Annotated in this window: 18 protein-coding genes; 7 read left to right on the forward strand and 11 right to left on the reverse strand. The window is 53.2% G+C overall.

Going from position 1 to position 15,722, the window contains the following annotated elements:
• Positions 1 to 7 precede the first annotated feature (7 nt).
• The 4 genes from ABTW00_RS11615 to ABTW00_RS11630 form a co-directional block, all read right to left on the reverse strand.
• On the reverse strand, positions 8 to 1,045 hold the full coding sequence (locus ABTW00_RS11615) for a S66 family peptidase (RefSeq protein ID WP_433640864.1): 1,038 nt from the start codon (positions 1,043 to 1,045) through the stop codon (positions 8 to 10).
• Positions 1,046 to 1,106: 61 nt separating this feature from the next.
• A complete protein-coding gene (locus ABTW00_RS11620) occupies positions 1,107 to 1,817 on the reverse strand; it encodes an ArsR/SmtB family transcription factor (RefSeq protein WP_433640866.1) in 711 nt (236 codons plus the stop codon).
• A complete protein-coding gene (locus tag ABTW00_RS11625) occupies positions 1,814 to 2,206 on the reverse strand; it encodes an amino acid-binding protein (RefSeq protein WP_433640868.1) in 393 nt (130 codons plus the stop codon). Before ABTW00_RS11625 ends, ABTW00_RS11620 begins: the two co-directional genes overlap by 4 nt.
• On the reverse strand, positions 2,199 to 2,525 hold the full coding sequence (locus ABTW00_RS11630; protein WP_433640870.1) for an antibiotic biosynthesis monooxygenase family protein: 327 nt from the start codon (positions 2,523 to 2,525) through the stop codon (positions 2,199 to 2,201). The genes ABTW00_RS11625 and ABTW00_RS11630 overlap by 8 nt, the downstream gene beginning before the upstream one ends.
• 160 nt (positions 2,526 to 2,685) lie before the next feature.
• Here ABTW00_RS11630 and ABTW00_RS11635 point away from each other — a divergent pair, with 160 nt between their 5' ends.
• Positions 2,686 to 3,270, forward strand: coding sequence for a GDP-mannose pyrophosphatase (locus tag ABTW00_RS11635; protein ID WP_433640872.1), 585 nt, complete (start codon positions 2,686 to 2,688; stop codon positions 3,268 to 3,270).
• 4 nt (positions 3,271 to 3,274) lie between these two features.
• Here the strand turns inward: ABTW00_RS11635 and ABTW00_RS11640 are convergent, their stop codons facing one another.
• Positions 3,275 to 4,165: a LysR family transcriptional regulator gene (locus ABTW00_RS11640; RefSeq protein ID WP_433640874.1), complete on the reverse strand. Its 891-nt coding sequence runs from the start codon at positions 4,163 to 4,165 to the stop codon at positions 3,275 to 3,277.
• A 149-nt stretch (positions 4,166 to 4,314) separates the two neighbouring features.
• Between ABTW00_RS11640 and ABTW00_RS11645 the strand changes: the two genes are divergently transcribed.
• Positions 4,315 to 5,292, forward strand: a complete 978-nt coding sequence (locus ABTW00_RS11645) for an NAD(P)H-dependent flavin oxidoreductase (protein WP_433640876.1) — start codon at positions 4,315 to 4,317, stop codon at positions 5,290 to 5,292.
• A gap of 32 nt (positions 5,293 to 5,324) precedes the next feature.
• Here the strand turns inward: ABTW00_RS11645 and ABTW00_RS11650 are convergent, their stop codons facing one another.
• Both ABTW00_RS11650 and ABTW00_RS11655 read right to left on the reverse strand, forming a co-directional pair.
• Complete coding sequence (locus ABTW00_RS11650; RefSeq protein WP_433640878.1) at positions 5,325 to 5,705, reverse strand: tautomerase family protein; 381 nt, start codon at positions 5,703 to 5,705, stop codon at positions 5,325 to 5,327.
• Positions 5,696 to 6,019 (reverse strand): carboxymuconolactone decarboxylase family protein, encoded by a 324-nt coding sequence (locus tag ABTW00_RS11655; protein ID WP_433641021.1) that lies wholly within the window; start codon positions 6,017 to 6,019, stop codon positions 5,696 to 5,698. Before ABTW00_RS11655 ends, ABTW00_RS11650 begins: the two co-directional genes overlap by 10 nt.
• A gap of 96 nt (positions 6,020 to 6,115) precedes the next feature.
• Between ABTW00_RS11655 and ABTW00_RS11660 the strand changes: the two genes are divergently transcribed.
• The gene (locus ABTW00_RS11660; RefSeq protein ID WP_433640880.1) at positions 6,116 to 7,000 is read left to right on the forward strand and encodes a LysR substrate-binding domain-containing protein; all 885 of its coding nucleotides are present in this window, start codon (positions 6,116 to 6,118) and stop codon (positions 6,998 to 7,000) included.
• Here ABTW00_RS11660 and ABTW00_RS11665 read toward each other — a convergent pair.
• The 3 genes from ABTW00_RS11665 to ABTW00_RS11675 form a co-directional block, all read right to left on the reverse strand.
• The gene (locus ABTW00_RS11665; RefSeq protein WP_433640882.1) at positions 6,986 to 7,606 is read right to left on the reverse strand and encodes a LysE family translocator; all 621 of its coding nucleotides are present in this window, start codon (positions 7,604 to 7,606) and stop codon (positions 6,986 to 6,988) included. The two genes, ABTW00_RS11660 and ABTW00_RS11665, sit on opposite strands and share 15 nt — an antisense overlap.
• Positions 7,607 to 7,695: 89 nt before the next feature.
• Entirely contained in the window at positions 7,696 to 7,947 is a 252-nt protein-coding gene (locus ABTW00_RS11670; RefSeq protein WP_433640884.1) for a non-heme iron oxygenase ferredoxin subunit, read from the reverse strand.
• A gap of 136 nt (positions 7,948 to 8,083) precedes the next feature.
• Positions 8,084 to 8,890: a helix-turn-helix transcriptional regulator gene (locus ABTW00_RS11675; RefSeq protein WP_065357737.1), complete on the reverse strand. Its 807-nt coding sequence runs from the start codon at positions 8,888 to 8,890 to the stop codon at positions 8,084 to 8,086.
• A 102-nt stretch (positions 8,891 to 8,992) separates the two neighbouring features.
• Between ABTW00_RS11675 and ABTW00_RS11680 the strand changes: the two genes are divergently transcribed.
• The 3 genes from ABTW00_RS11680 to ABTW00_RS11690 all read left to right on the forward strand — a co-directional run bounded on the left by ABTW00_RS11680 (position 8,993) and on the right by ABTW00_RS11690 (position 13,818).
• Positions 8,993 to 9,751, forward strand: a complete 759-nt coding sequence (locus ABTW00_RS11680; RefSeq protein WP_433640886.1) for a class I SAM-dependent methyltransferase — start codon at positions 8,993 to 8,995, stop codon at positions 9,749 to 9,751.
• Positions 9,752 to 10,006: 255 nt separating this feature from the next.
• Complete coding sequence (locus tag ABTW00_RS11685; RefSeq protein ID WP_064545492.1) at positions 10,007 to 11,701, forward strand: NAD-dependent malic enzyme; 1,695 nt, start codon at positions 10,007 to 10,009, stop codon at positions 11,699 to 11,701.
• Positions 11,702 to 12,105: 404 nt separating this feature from the next.
• Entirely contained in the window at positions 12,106 to 13,818 is a 1,713-nt protein-coding gene (locus tag ABTW00_RS11690) for an ABC-F family ATP-binding cassette domain-containing protein (RefSeq protein WP_433640889.1), read from the forward strand.
• A 65-nt stretch (positions 13,819 to 13,883) separates the two neighbouring features.
• Here ABTW00_RS11690 and ABTW00_RS11695 read toward each other — a convergent pair whose 3' ends face one another.
• Entirely contained in the window at positions 13,884 to 14,483 is a 600-nt protein-coding gene (locus ABTW00_RS11695) for an inorganic diphosphatase (RefSeq protein ID WP_064545496.1), read from the reverse strand.
• Between the two features lie 217 nt (positions 14,484 to 14,700).
• On the opposite strand from ABTW00_RS11695, the gene adhP reads away from it, so the two are divergent.
• Entirely contained in the window at positions 14,701 to 15,711 is a 1,011-nt protein-coding gene (gene adhP, locus ABTW00_RS11700) for an alcohol dehydrogenase AdhP (protein WP_163445580.1), read from the forward strand.
• The last annotated feature ends 11 nt before the right edge of the window (positions 15,712 to 15,722 follow it).

Here is a 15,722-nt window from a genome sequence, read left to right on the forward strand (position 1 = left end):
TCGCAGTTTACAATTGCTGCGTAATTGAACCTCCGTGATTCTCAAATATCACTGTGGCCTGGGCGCCATTGACGAGCGTCATTTGCGGTGGAATATGCCCGATATCGACATCGTAGATCACAGGGATATGTAAATCACCCAACGCGGATTGCAATGCATCAGTATAGCTTTGCTGCGTGGGTAATTCGGTATCCGGCCCCGCGCTTCGGCCAATTAATATACCGGTCACACACTTAAACCATCCCTTAAGGCGCAGGCTGTAAAGTGCCCGCGTTAATTCGCAGGGGCCCATTTCCACATTTTCAAAATAAAGAATTAAACCAGAATCATGATTTTCACGTTGAAAACGAGGTAAATCGCCCCACTCGCTTCCAGCCAGCCAGGCGATAATATCCAGGCAACCGCCGATTAAACGCCCTTGAAAACACACCGACTGCGTCACGCCATCAAGGTGTTTCCACTGCGTATTTTGCGTAAGATTAAACCCAGCATCGGTATGGCTACCCCATTGATTTTCCTCTATCTGGTAGGCATGGGAAGCATGCTGCGTTACCTGTCCGCCTCGTTCACACTCCAGCACTCTCCAAATGGCTTGTGTGGTGGTGTCCAGTTCACGAGCGCCTAATTCCATGAGATTGGGGCCGTGTACCGTAGCCCATCCGCACAGGGTGGTCAGAGGAAAATGGAACGTGCTGAGGTCGGAAAAACCGACAAACCATTTGGGGGGAATATGCGCTAGCTGCGTAAAATCCAGCAGTTCGAGCAACTCCATGCCTAAATCACCACCCCAGGGAGGCATTACGGCCTTCACCTCCGGCGACGTGAGAAAAGACATCAATTCTTGTGCGCGCAGGAGCTTATCGGCGCTTTTATTTTTAAATTGCTGTCGTAAACATTCCCCTTCAACAACCTGATATCCGCGGTTACGTAGATGCTGAATAGCAAGTTCTAATCTCGGATGAACATGCTCAGGAACCCCGGATGAAGGAGCCGTAATGGCAATTAAATCGCCAGGAATCAATTTGGGGGGAATGCGAATATTCATCAGCGAAGTCCGTAAAATAAAGTCCAAACATAGCTTATCAATATTCGACAGCGCAATGACGTTATTTCAGCTTTACGTGAAAGAAATGGAACAGCGCCTGTTCTCCGGGGCCGGTAAAACGCACCTCCCGATAGCCCGGAACACGTTCAATCCAGCCATTTCGTTCGAAGGCCTTCAGCAGCGCGGCGCCGGCGTTACCGCCAAGATGCAGCCGTCGCTCGCTCCAGTCCAGACAACCACAGGCTTCTTTGCGTTTGGAACGGGGAGCTAGCACGGCGCCTATCTCGGCAAATCGGGCGGTCCCGGTGGCCGATAACGACTCATTTTCGGGGATGAACCAGCCCGCTTCCGTCATAAATATATACAGCGTGACTGCGATTTCTCCCGCTAAATGATCGTAGCACGTCCGTGCTTTACGCAGATGAACAGGCGCATTGGTTTTAATCTGCGGCGCCCTTGCCATCGACACGCCCATCAGCGTTTCCAGCAGCGAGGCGATTTCTCGCCCTGCTAACCGGTAATAACGATGTCGCCCCTGAGACAGGCAGCTAACTAGCTGACCGTTCAATAGTTTATTCAGATGTGCACTGGCGGTCGATGGCGCAATATCCGCCACCGCACTCAACTCCGTTGCTGTCCATGCCCGTCCATCCATCAAGGCGCAAAGCATGCTAACCCGTGAGGGATCTGCGATGGCGGTCGCCACCTCCGCCATCGCATGTTCCAGAGCCTCGCCATCGTCAAGTTCCTGGCTTGCTTTAAGCACCTTCATGACAGATTAATACTCCAGGGTTTTGTTATGCTTGCCGCCAGTTGGTTATTATCGGTTAATAAAATCAAGTGGTTATCGTGATCGCTGTATTGCACAAGAATGCTAATACCCTGCTCAGCCAACACGCGAGCGATCTCACCTAATTCACCTGGCCGTTCTTGTTTGAGTTGACGAATCAACGGCTGGGTAACGCTGACAACCTGAACTCCCGCATCGTACAGAACCTGTTGCGCCCGTTCACCTTCAGAAACCAGAAAATGCGCATGCGCCACCTCGCCTGTGGTAAAAACACCGCCGCCTTCCAGGCCTATACCATGCTGCCCCAGCATGGTACCTAACCTTGCCAGTTCACCCGGGCAAGATTGTAAAATAACATGAATATCATACATGATGTGCATGCCCCCGTTGATCGGATGAATATTCCCGAATGACCTGTGCGACACGAATACGATAGTCACGAAATAGGGTCCGCTTTCCCTCTTCTTGTGCGGCCGCATGTAGTGCATTTCGCTTCCATTCCCGTACAGACTCTTCATCTTTCCACCAGGATAACGACAGAATTTTGCCTTCCGTCGACAAGCTTTGAAATCGCTCAATGGCAATAAAACCCGGAGTATTTTCCAGTTCTGACCGCAGTTCGGCGGCCAGCGCCAGATATCGACTCTGCTGGGCGGCTACGGCTTGTGCTTCAAACAGTACGGCAATCATCACAACCTCCTACGTATATTGAGGCGGCCACTGTAGCGTTTGAAAGCGTTGAATACTTCGATAGACAACGAAATATGTCAAACACATGGCATACATGATTTTTCTTGATAATGCACGAATGTGCCGTATATGATGGTTTTTCGACAAGGGAGAAACCACTATGCACGAAAAAAACGCAAAAGTACGCATTATCAAGACGGACACCCTCTCAGATGATTGGTATACGCTAAAAAAATATACGTTTGATTTACAGCGCCAGAACGGCGACTGGCAGCGGCAAAGTCGTGAAGTCTATGATCGTGGTAACGGCGCGACGATCCTGCTTTACAACCGCGAGCATCGGACGGTCATTCTTACCCGCCAGTTCCGCTTTCCAACCTACATGAACGGCTATCCGGGGTATTTAATCGAAACGGCAGCCGGATTGCTGGACAATATGGATGCGGAAAGCCGCATTAAGGCGGAAGCCGAAGAAGAAACCGGTTTTCGCCTTGCCAACGTGCAGAAGGTCTTAGAGGCCTTTATGAGCCCGGGTTCCGTGACGGAGAAACTACATTTTTTTATTGCGGAGTATACCGCTCGGGATAAGGTGAGCACCGGCGGCGGTCTGGCGTCGGAAGGTGAAGATATTGAAGTACTGGAGATGGGCTTTGACGAGGCGTTGGCCGCCATTGATAGCGGCGCGATTGTCGATGGCAAAACCATTATGCTGCTCTATTACATGGCGCACAAAGGCATTCTCTAACCCGTTAGCGCAAGCATTCCAGTAACCCTTCCAGCCATTGGGCAAATACCCTCACCTTATGCGATAAATGGCGATGTGGGTAAAGCAGCGACAGTTTGCGCGACGGGCACGGGAAGTCCGGAAGCACCTCCACCAGTTGACCACGGTCGATATACGGTTGTAAGAAGAAATTCATCCCCTGAAGCAGGCCAAGCCCGGCGAGGCCTGCCGCAATATACACTTCCGAGTTATCGAGGATTAGTTTGCCCGGCAACGTCATTTCTTCGATGCCTGTCGGTGTCACAAAGTGCCACGGAATGACTTCACGATCGTTACTGATAATCCAGTTCACGGCCTGATGATGGCGAAGGTCGTCAAGAGTTTCTGGCGTGCCGTATTGCGCAAGATAGTGTGGGCTGGCGCAGGTCATCCTTTTTACGGTGCCTAACGGGCGAGCCACATAGTCGCCGTCATCCAGCTCCCCGACACGCAGCACACAATCAAGGCCGTCACGCAGCATATCGCGGCGCACGTCACTACTGCTAAGGATTATCTCGAGGTCCGGGTGTGCCTCATAGAAGGTCTGCAGCTTAGGCATGACGACCAGACGCGCAAAAGCAATCGGCATATCAACGCGCAGCTGGCCGTGCAGCGGCCGGTCCGGTGAAAAAGATTCCAGTAAATCATCAGCCTGTGAAAGCAATGGCTTACTGCGCCGGTAAAACTCTTCGCCTTCCGGCGTCAGATAGATACGCCGCGTGGTACGTTGCAACAGCCGCACTCCGCTGTGTTGTTCCAGTTGCTGTACGGCCCTGGTGACGGCGGGACGATGAATTTGCAGGTTTTCCGCAGCCTGCGTGAAACTGCCGGAATCGATGATTTCGATAAATATCTTAATATTTTCAAATAGATTCATCTGCATAACACACCTTTCCCGCCCGTTATCGAATCATTGTTACTAATTTAATAATAGTGATGAACATTTTTCACTATTTTTCTGAATAATAAATCTCTCTACACTGCCCTTATTCCAGCGAATTAGCGCTGTAACAAGGAAATAACATCATGAAAAATAACCGTATATGTCAGATTCTGGGTATCGAAAAACCGGTCATCCAGGGCCCACTCTCCTGGTTGACCGATGCGCGACTGGTCGCTGCGGTCAGCAATGCAGGAGGCCTTGGCGTCCTTGGGCCAAATGCGGGGCTGACCGCTGAGACCGCAGTCTCAACGCCGGAAGAAACCGCAGAGAAAATGCGCGAAGAGATTCGAAAAACCAAAAAGTTGACCGAAAAACCATTCGCCGTGAACCTGATCCCCACTCCGGAGAATGATATCTGGACGCCGGGAATTCTACAGGTGATCAAAGAAGAAGCGGTAAAAGCCGTGGTTTACACCGGCTACAGCGACGGCGCGATTATTCCCGCACTGTTCGACGAACTGAAAGCCGCCGGCATCGTCATTATCTATCGCGATATCAACCCGACGCCCGCGAATAGCCGCGCAGCGGAACGAGCAGGAGCCGATATGATTGTTGCCACCGGTTTTGATGAAGGTGGCACCCTACCCGGTACCGCGCTGGGGACGTTCTCTATTGTTCCATTGATTGCCGATGCCGTGGAAAATGTTCCGGTTCTTGCCGCCGGAGGTATCGTTGATAAGCGCACGGCCAAAGCCGCTTATGCGCTGGGCGCCGAAGGGATATTTGCGGGTTCCGTATTCATCAGTACCGTAGAAAACCGTGTGCCGCAGTCGGTTAAAGAGAAAATTGTGGCGGCGAACGGTCTTGATTTACGTTTGTTCCGCACCCTGCCCGACTACTATCGCTCGCTGCCCGGGAAGCTGGCAGAGAAACTGGTCGCACTCGATAAAGCTGGTGCCAGCAAAGAAGAGTTAGCCCGCGTAATGGGCGGCCTGCGTGGGTTACGCCTTGGTATGCTGGAAGGCAACACCGATGAAGGCTATATCTCGCTGGGTACCGGCATTGGCGGGATTAAAAAGATTCTCAGCGTCGCTGAAGTCGTCGAACAATTAACGGTATAACGTAAAACGGGCAGCTTACGCTGCCCTTTGACTCAGGGGCAAAACATTTCACCGCGGCTAAAACTCCAGTCCTCCGCTTGGTTGAACTGGATAATGACCATCACATCATCCGGTGAGATATTGAGTTCTCGACCAAACCGTTCATTCAGCATGCGATAAAAATCCTGCTTTTGCGCCGGCGTTCGCGGCCGGCCCGCGGTGATCTGTATCAGGACAAATCCTTCACTACGACCACCGCTAAGGTAGTGAGTATTAAATATGCGTTGGTTGGCAGGCAATTTATCGAACAACTGAAAACAGTCTTCAACGGGTACCGCGAAGCTATCGACCAGGGTTTGATGAAGAATCGTCGACATCAACGCTATCTGTCTATCGCTATAGGTATCACCCAGCGTTATGCGCGTTAAGGGCATGATCGTTCCTCCTCTTCACTGATGCAGCCCAGCGCCGTGACGGCAGCGGGCCAGCCGATATAAAAAGCCAGATGCGTAAAGGCCTCGATGATTTCTTCCCGCTGCAAGCCGTTTTGACGTGCAAAATCCAGGTGCCAGGGTATCTGATGTACGCGTCCCATCGCTGCTAGCGCGGACAGGGTTATCAGGCTACGGTCGCGTGGAGAAAGGTCTTCCCTCTGCCAGATATCGTTGAAAAGGAGTTGGCTGCTCACTTCGGCAAGCTTGGGAGCTATTTTTGCCAGGGTATGACGGTCCAGTGATGACGACATAATGGTTCTCCGTATTGACAGTCCCCTCATACTGGCGCAACAGTAGCATCCTGAATATCGAATAGTTCAGGACCAACCGTCCTGATAAAAAGGATGAATATGCAAAAGAGGCTTCCTACGCTGGATCTGGACGCGTTACGTAGTTTTATAACCGGTATTGAGTGCGGTAGTTTCGCCCAGGCGGCCACGCAGCTTTGCCGCTCAACGTCAGCCGTCAGCGCACAACTCAAAAAGCTCGAGCACCAGTGCGGCGCCGCGCTGGTGACGAAAAAAGGTCGTCACCTTCAGTTGACGCAGCAAGGAGAGACGTTGATGTCTTATGGCCGTCGCCTGCTGGCCCTGAGTGATGAAGCACAACGGGCGATTCAGGGCGCGCAGTTGAAGGGTGAAATGCGGATCGGCATGCAGGAGGATTTTGGCGAGTCGCTGATGCCCGGCATTCTGGGTCAATTTCATTATCAACATCCTGACGTCAGGATCATGGCCAAAGTGGACCGTAATGGCTCCTTACAGCAGGCTCTCGATGATCGGTCGCTGGATATGGCACTGTTCTGGCAGCCGGACCTCAGCGCAAGCGATGGCAAACTGTTAGACGTACGGCCGCTGGAGTGGATTGGCTCAGAAAATGGGGTTCTTGATAAATGCCTTACCGACGGAGAGCCCATTCCTCTGGTGATGTTTGAACACCCATGCCTGATGCGTGCTCGCGCCACGGCAGCCCTGGATAGCGCGGGCATTCCCTGGCGTGTGGTATTCGTTAGTCATAGTCTGGGCGGTATTTGGGCCGCGGTTCAGGCCGGCCTGGGGCTTACCGTCCGTACGCGGGTCGGCATGCCTGCAAATCTGAGAACGGTAAACGCCCGGCTGCCCTCGCCGGGCGTTATGGGAATCACGTTAAAACACAATCCCGCCAGTTTACCGGCACAGCACCCGGCACATTTGCTACTGGAGCAACTGATTGTCCAGGCACTAGCGGCTGCTTAACGCTAATTTCACGGCAAACAGCATAAACAGACCGCCCGTGACGCGATCCATCGCTTTGATAAACCGTGGCTGACGTAATACCGCCGCGGCGTATCGCGTTGCCAGAATCAAGGTGAGTGACCACAAGGTCCCGAGCGCGACATGAATAGCGACCAGCAAAAAGGTCCAGATCAGCGGCGAATGTCCCGCCGGGATGAACTGCGGTAAAAATGAGACATAAAAGACGCCCATTTTGGGGTTGAGCACATTCCCCAGCAGGCCGCGCATAAACCCACTATAGCGCTGAACCGCGTGGGTCGATGCTGTGGTGAAGGACTCCCGGGGGAGCAGCATAAGTTGGATGCCCAGCCAGCACAAATACCCGGCGCCAAGCCATTTCAGCCCATCATACAGCAGCGTCGATGCAGCCAGCAGCGCACCGAGTCCAAAGGCAATTAACGCTCCCCAGATAAAGCAACCCACGTCGATACCCAGCGCCGCCTGAAAGGCTTTTTTACCGCCTTCAGCGGCCGAGGTGCGAAGAATAAGCGCCGTATCCAGACCGGGCGTTAGCGTGAGTACCAGTGCGGCAAGCGAAAAAGCAAGAAGGGAGTCTGCAACAGACATTTTCGATCTCCGAAAGCGAGGATACTATTGCAGGCTTTACTTTTTGGCAACATTTTTTGGCCCGACGAGAATGCCGGGCCAGAGAGGAATCAGGCGAACTTGAGATAGACCTTTTCGCCCTCGATTTGCACCGGGTAAATCCTAACCCCTTCAGTCAATGGGCTGCACATTGCGTTGCCGGTTTTGATACAGAAGCCCCCCTGACGGAGCGGGCACTCAATTTCACCGTTCTCCAGAAAACCGTCACTCAGGCGTGCATTACCATGTGAACAGCGGTTATCGCTGGCAAAAATGCCCTCATCGGTACGATACAGCGCAGTATCGTGACCATTGACGTCCACGCCAATTAGCGCTTCGGGCTAGCCATTCGTCCGTTGCCCTATGAGTTGCCCCGTATCCAGATTAACCTGTTCTGGCCCAGCCACGTCCATCAGGATGCCGCCAACACCTGGCTACGTCGTTGTTTTATGAGATTGTTTACCGAGTAACGCAATGCAGTGAGTCGCTTTCCGGAACCAGCATGATCATTTTTAATGCCCGGTTGCTTGCCAGTTGCCAGCTCAGTTGGCGATAGGTGATGTCACCTTTTACGGCATGGTGAAAAACGCGCTCGCCCCCTTCCCGCACGATCACCTGCTGCTGAGACCAGAATTCGCGAAAATCACGGCTGTTGTCGCTCATTTGTTGCACAAACGCGTTAAGGGTACTGTCATTCGGATAATGGATCGCATCCGATCGGAGTTCAGCGACAATGCGTCGCGCACGCGCCTCCCAGTTATTGACCAGCGCTCGCGCCAGCGGATTCTGGAACATAAAGGTCATCATGTTAGGCGCAGACTCAACGTCCAGCCAGCCGGTAAAGAGCGCCTCAGCCTCTTTATTCCATGCCAGCACCTGCCAGGTAAGATCCAGCAGATAGCAAGGTTCCGAGACGTGATGCACGGTGGACAGAATTGTCTGTTCTACCGCGGGCACCTGTTCGCTGAGCGGATCGCTCTTATGTGCCAACAAAAAGAGATATTCCCGTTCCGCGGGTTTGAGCTGCAGCGCAATCGCAATGCCAGAGAGCGTCTGCGCGGAAACGGTGATATCACGTCCCTGCTCCAGCCAGGTGTACCAGGTGGTACTGATACCGCTCATTTGTGCAACCTCTTCACGCCGTAGCCCCTTCGTTCTACGGCGAGAAAGCACGGGAATGCCCAGCATTTCCGGTGAGGTGCTTTCTCGCTTCACGCGTAAAAATGTACCCAGCGCCTCTGGCCCTGTCAGCCCGGTTTTGTCCATGGTAGTAACTCGATATACCAGTATAAGTACCAATATTGTACCCGTATTAGTCGCGGCGTATAGTCCGTTCTAACAAGAACATAACAACAGAGGAAGACGGGTATGAACAACCATCATGAAGCATTGGTGAAGTCACAGTTTGGCGGTCAGGCGACAGCCTATTTACAGAGCAATGTCCACGCCCAGGGGGCCGATTTACGTCGCCTGAGCGAATGGTTATCCGAAGATGGCGAGGCCACGGTACTGGATGTCGGCTGTGGCGCCGGGCACGCCAGTTTTACCGCCGCGACACAGGTGGCGCAGGTGACGGCGTACGATCTGTCTGAAGGGATGCTGGCGGTGGTTGCCGAGGAGGCGGAAAAACGTGGGCTGCACAACATTACCTGCGCGCAAGGCCCGGCAGAAATTCTGCCGTTTGGTGATAACAGTTTTGATGTCGTTATCAGCCGCTATTCCGCCCACCACTGGCACGATATGCAGGCGGCATTGATGGAGATTCGCCGCGTCCTGAAACCGGGTGGCCGCTTTATCATGATGGACATTGCATCACCGGGAAAAGCGATTCTGGATGTTTGGCTGCAAACCATTGAAATGCTGCGCGACCCATCGCACATTCGCAACTACTCACAAGGTGAATGGCTGGCGATGCTCAATAACCGGGGAATGGTCGTCGATAAACTGGTGGGCGATAGGCTGCACCTGGAGTTCTCTTCCTGGGTTGCGCGGATGAAAACGCCGGACAACATCATTGAGGCCATTCGTTACCTGCAAGAAAAAGTCTCTCATGAGGTACGCGAGCATTTCGCTATTGCCGCTGATGGCAGCTTCACCTCAGACACCATTATGTTCCAGGCACGATAAATGTGCTGGTTGTCGTCAGAATTGGCGGCAACCTCTTTTCTTACTCTCTTGATGACGCCGTTTGATTTAGCTTAAAAGTGACACTGTCACCAATAAAGTCATTAAATAAAACTGAAATTGTCGAACTTTTAGGCCGTCACCCGCTTTTTTGTGCCCTTTCTATCGATTTGTCACCATCGTATTAAGCGTTGCTCTATAATCTTGCGCGCTGCACCCGCCGCTGGGTCTGGAGTGAAGATAACGGAGTTAAGTCAGATGTTACCAGGCAAGAAAAATCGTTCCCTGTATATCCCCTATGCGGGGCCGGTTCTGTTGGAATTTCCGCTGCTGAATAAAGGCAGCGCGTTCAGTATGGAAGAACGCAGCAACTTCAACCTGCTGGGGCTCCTGCCCGAGGTTGTCGAAAGTATTGAAGAGCAGGCCGAGCGCGCCTGGATTCAATACCAGGGTTTCAAAACTGAAATCGATAAGCATATCTACCTACGCAACATTCAGGATACCAACGAAACGCTGTTCTACCGCCTGGTTGAAAACCATCTCGATGAGATGATGCCGGTTATCTACACGCCAACTGTCGGTGCGGCCTGCGAACGCTTCTCTGAGATTTATCGTCGTGCGCGCGGCGTGTTCATCTCTTATCAGAATCGTCACAACATGGACGATATCCTGCAAAATGTGCCGAACCACAACATCAAAGTGATTGTGGTCACCGACGGAGAACGTATTCTCGGTCTGGGCGATCAGGGGATCGGCGGCATGGGGATTCCTATCGGTAAACTTTCGCTGTACACCGCCTGCGGCGGCATCAGCCCGGCTTACACCCTTCCGGTGGTACTGGACGTCGGCACCAATAATCAACAGTTGTTGAACGACCCGCTGTATATGGGCTGTCGTAATCCGCGTATCAGCGACGAAGAGTACTACCAGTTTGTTGATGATTTTATCCAGGCCGTGAAACAGCGCTGGCCGAACGTGCTGCTGCAGTTCGAAGATTTCGCGCAGAAAAACGCGATGCCGCTGTTGAACCGCTATCGCAATGAAATCTGCTGCTTTAACGACGATATTCAGGGCACCGCGGCAGTCACCGTCGGTACGCTGATTGCGGCAAGCCGCGCGGCGGGTAGCCAGCTTAACGAGCAGAAAATCGTCTTCCTGGGGGCGGGTTCTGCGGGCTGCGGCATCGCCGAGCAGATCATTTCGCAGATGCAGCGTGAAGGTCTGAGTGAAGAACAGGCTCGCAGCCGTGTGTTTATGGTCGACCGTTTCGGTCTGCTGACCGACCAGATGCCTAACCTGCTGCCGTTCCAGAGTAAACTGGTGCAAAAGCAGGAAAAAATTCACGACTGGCAGCATGATAATGAGCAGATTTCACTGCTCGATGTGGTGCGTAACGTGAAGCCGGATATCCTGATTGGCGTATCCGGCCAAACGGGCCTGTTCACGGAAGAGATTATTCGTGAAATGCACAAACACTGCCCGCGTCCGATTGTGATGCCATTGTCGAACCCAACCTCACGTGTAGAAGCCACGCCGCAGGATATCATCAGTTGGACCGATGGCCAGGCGCTGGTTGCCACCGGCAGTCCGTTTGCGCCGGTGACCTGGAAAGATAAGGTATACCCGATCGCCCAGTGTAATAACTCCTATATCTTCCCGGGGATTGGTCTGGGCGTGATCGCTTCTGGCGCTTCGCGTATCACCGATGAAATGCTGATGTCGGCGAGCGAAACCCTGGCAAAACACTCTCCGCTTGCCAACCACGGCGAAGGGCTGGTGCTTCCTGAGCTGAAGGATATTCACATCGTCTCGCGTGCCATCGCCTTTGCGGTGGGTAAGATGGCGCAGCAACAGGGTGTCGCGACGAATACCTCTGCTGACGCGCTGCAAGAAGCGATTGATGAGAACTTCTGGCTGCCGGAATATCGCAGCTATCGTCGTACCTCAATTTAACCTGTCCTATAGCCCGGCTGAACAAGCGTGACGCCGGGTTTTCCTTATTCTTCTGCTTGAAAATGCATGATATGCACGATGCTGATTGTGTGTTACCTTAAACGCAGCGCATGTATGTTGTAACTAATATCTTTGGTGGTAAAGAGATTACACACCCGCTACACTGCATTTACCGAATCACCTGACATCATGAAAAAAGGAGGATAATTATGCTGTACTGTGAAATTTTCAATGTTTCACATACATTTGGTGATCGCACCAGCTCAAGCGTTATCGGTATCGTGCTGCGATAACTTCTGCTTGAGCGAAGACACCAACCTTTAAACCCTTCCCTCGGGCTTATCAAGTTATCGTCAGCGTTGTATGACGAGGCATTCTCATGCCTGTAACACTTGAGTAAGCAAATGAGCACATTACTAACTGCACAATCTCTTCACGTTGAGACGGCATTCGGCCCTCTTTTCAACGCACTCTCCTTCACCCTGAAGAAAGGCGATCGTATCGGTCTGATTGGCTATAATGGTTGCGGGAAAAGTACCTTATTACAGGTACTTGACGGAACCATTACCCCTTCGTCCGGTAGCGTGTCCATCGCTAACCATTGTCTGATGGCGCGAGTCGAACAGCATCTTCCTGATGACCTGCTAGCGCAATCGCTCATACAGGCGGTATTGGCGCAGCTGCCTCTCACCGCACATGAAAGCCAACGCTGGCAGGCTGAACGGCTGCTGATGGAGATGGGGTTTCACGCTGATGAGCTGGAACAGGCTGCTGCCACCTTAAGCGGCGGACAGCATACGCGCCTACTGCTGGCACGCGCGTTGATTCTTAATCCCGATCTGTTGCTGTTGGATGAGCCGGGTAACCACCTCGACCTGCCAACGCTGCTTTGGCTTGAAACGTTCCTGAATAACTGGAACGGCAGCTTTGTGCTGGTTTCACATGATAATCCGCTGCTGGATGCCGTGACCAATACCAGTTGGATACTGCGTGATAACACCCTGCACGCGTTCTCTCTCCCCTGCACCGCCGCGCGTCAGGCGCTGGCTGAACAGGATGAGAGCGATGCGTTACGGCATAAAGCCGAACAAAAAGAGATCGACCGCGTCACCGCCAGCGCCAAACGGCTGGCAACCTGGGGGCAGGTTTATGACAATGAAGATCTCTCCCGCAAGGCCAAACAGATGGAGAGGCAGGTTGCCCGCTTGAAAGCAGCGCAAACCGACCTGACCGCCGGCACGCCATGGCAACTGGAACTCCATGGCGATGCGGTACGAGCCGATCGACTGCTGGAAATGGAGCACCTTGCCGTCCCCCCTGCGCCTGGACTCGCGCCGCTGTTTACCACCGGCATCGCCCGGCTGCAAAGCGGTGACCGCGTGGCCATTATGGGGCGCAACGGCGGTGGTAAATCTTCGCTACTGCGCCTCCTTTGGCGGCAAATGCAGCAGGAAGCGCCAGACGTCGGGCTTAAGCTGCATCCGCGTCTGCATCCTGGCTATTACGATCAGACGTTACACCAGTTAGCCGATAACGCCACGCTGCTGGAAGCGTTGGAAATGTTCGAGCCATCGGGTGAAACCCGCAAACGCGCGCTGATTTCAGCCGGTTTCGGCTGGACGCGTCACGGTCAAAAAGTCAGTACGCTGAGCGGCGGCGAACGTTCGCGCCTGCTGTTTGTCGGCCTGTCCCTTGCCCGCTATAGCCTGCTGTTGCTGGATGAACCCACCAACCATCTGGATATTGATGGTAAAACGGCGTTAGCGGAAACGCTCTGCAACTACCCCGGAGGCCTGCTGCTGGTCAGCCACGACCGCCAGCTTATCAGCCAAAGCTGTAACCGCTTCTGGCTGATTGATGAGTGTGGCTTGAGCGAATGGCCGGACGCCGATGCGGTCTATGAGCAATTACGCCAGCGTACCCGTTCAGAAACGCCGGAGGCGGCAACGGTTTCATCCCCTGTAACCACGCCGGAAGGCGATGACCTGCTTGAGCGCTTAATTACGCTCGAACAGCGGTTAGCGGAGGATCTGGCGCGCAAGCCGAAACATCAGAAGCCGCTGATGCAGCAGCGTTGGCGAGAGGAGATTGACTTAATCAATAATCAGTTGAGCTAAACGGTACCCCGGCCGCGCGTTGCGACGCCGGGGTTTTCCTTTTCAGGGCACGTTAGCGCGATAATTTATTGCGGGTTTTTCTGCTGCCACGCATCCCAAGCTTGCTTAATCTCCTGCTTCGCGGCGGCGGCATCGTTAAATCCGCTCAGCTCCACCTTTTTGCGCCCTTCCGGCAGCTGTTTGTAGACGCGGAAAAAGGCCTGCAACCGCTCCTGCTCGACTTTGGGCAGATCGCTGATGTTTTTAATATCGTCATAAGTCGGGTCAATTTTGCTGGCGGGAACGGCAATGATTTTGTCATCTTTCTCACCGCCGTCGATCATCTTCAGCACGCCAATCGCGCGTAGCTTAATCAGCGTACCCGGAGCCATTGGCGCGCGGGTATAAAACACCACATCCAGCGGGTCGCCATCTCCCGCCAGCGACTGGGTCAGCGAACCGTAGTTAGCCGGATAAGCCACCGGCATCGACTGGAAGCGATCGGCGATCAGAAAGCCGGTTTTGGCGTCGGTTTCATATTTGATAATTCCTCCTGCCGGAATCTCGGTCACCGCATAAAACTCCTCCGGGTTGTTCTCGGGCTGCGGAAACTCGAGGATATTTTGCGCCTGAGCGGCAGCGGAAAGAAACAGGCTTGCGGCAAGGATAGTTTTGACCAGATGCATTGGGTGTTCACTCTATTGTTATAGGGAAAGTAAAAGTCACATCGTAGAGTTTGCGAGTGAACAAAGGATGACCGTTTGATGACAATACGGTTAACCTATAATGCTATCAATATGAAAACCCACCAGATTCTTCTCCCTGAGCGCCTTGCGTTTTACGCCCCTATGGCTAATCATTAATGAGTATTATTTTCGAATACAAAATAACCAGGAGTAGGATATGAAGGCTGCAGTTGTCACTCATGACCATCAGGTAAATGTCACCGATAAAAAGCTGCGTCCGTTGCAGCACGGTGAAGCACTGCTTTCCATGGAATGCTGTGGGGTCTGTCACACCGATCTGCACGTAAAAAACGGCGATTTCGGTGACAAGACCGGGGTGATCCTCGGCCATGAAGGGATTGGCATTGTTAAAGAGATTGGTCCAGGTGTGACCTCCCTGAAAGTGGGTGACCGCGCGAGCGTGGCATGGTTCTTCGAAGGCTGCGGACACTGCGAATACTGTAACAGCGGTAACGAAACCCTGTGCCGTTCGGTGAAAAATGCCGGTTACAGCGTCGATGGCGGCATGGCTGAAGAGTGCATTGTTACCGCCGATTATTCGGTAAAAGTACCGGACGGCCTCGATTCTGCCGCGGCGAGCAGCATCACCTGCGCGGGCGTCACCACCTATAAAGCGGTGAAAGTGTCGCACATCAAACCTGGTCAGTGGATTGCTATTTACGGTCTTGGTGGTCTGGGTAACCTGGCGCTGCAATATGCGAAAAACGTCTTTAATGCCAAAGTCATCGCGCTGGACGTTAACGATGAGCAGCTGAAGCTGGCCGCTGAAATGGGCGCGGATCTGACCATCAACTCCCGCAGCGAAGACGCGGCGAAAATCGTACAGGAAAAAACCGGTGGCGCCCATGCCGCCGTGGTCACCGCGGTGGCGAAAGCCGCATTTAACTCTGCGGTTGACGCGGTTCGCGCCGGTGGCCGCGTGGTAGCAGTCGGCCTGCCGCCGGAGTCCATGAGCCTCGATATCCCGCGCCTGGTGCTGGACGGCATTGAAGTCGTTGGCTCGCTGGTTGGCACCCGTCAGGATCTGACCGAGGCCTTCCAGTTCGCCGCCGAAGGGAAAGTGGTACCGAAAGTCGCGCTGCGTCCGTTAACCGACATTAACGCGATCTTTAAAGAGATGGAACAGGGCCAGATCCGTGGCCGTATGGTGATTGATTTACGCCATTAATGTTTACAGCC

The sequence above is a fragment of the Kluyvera georgiana genome (assembly GCF_050990895.1).
In the GTDB taxonomy this organism is placed as follows: domain Bacteria; phylum Pseudomonadota; class Gammaproteobacteria; order Enterobacterales; family Enterobacteriaceae; genus Kluyvera; species Kluyvera georgiana.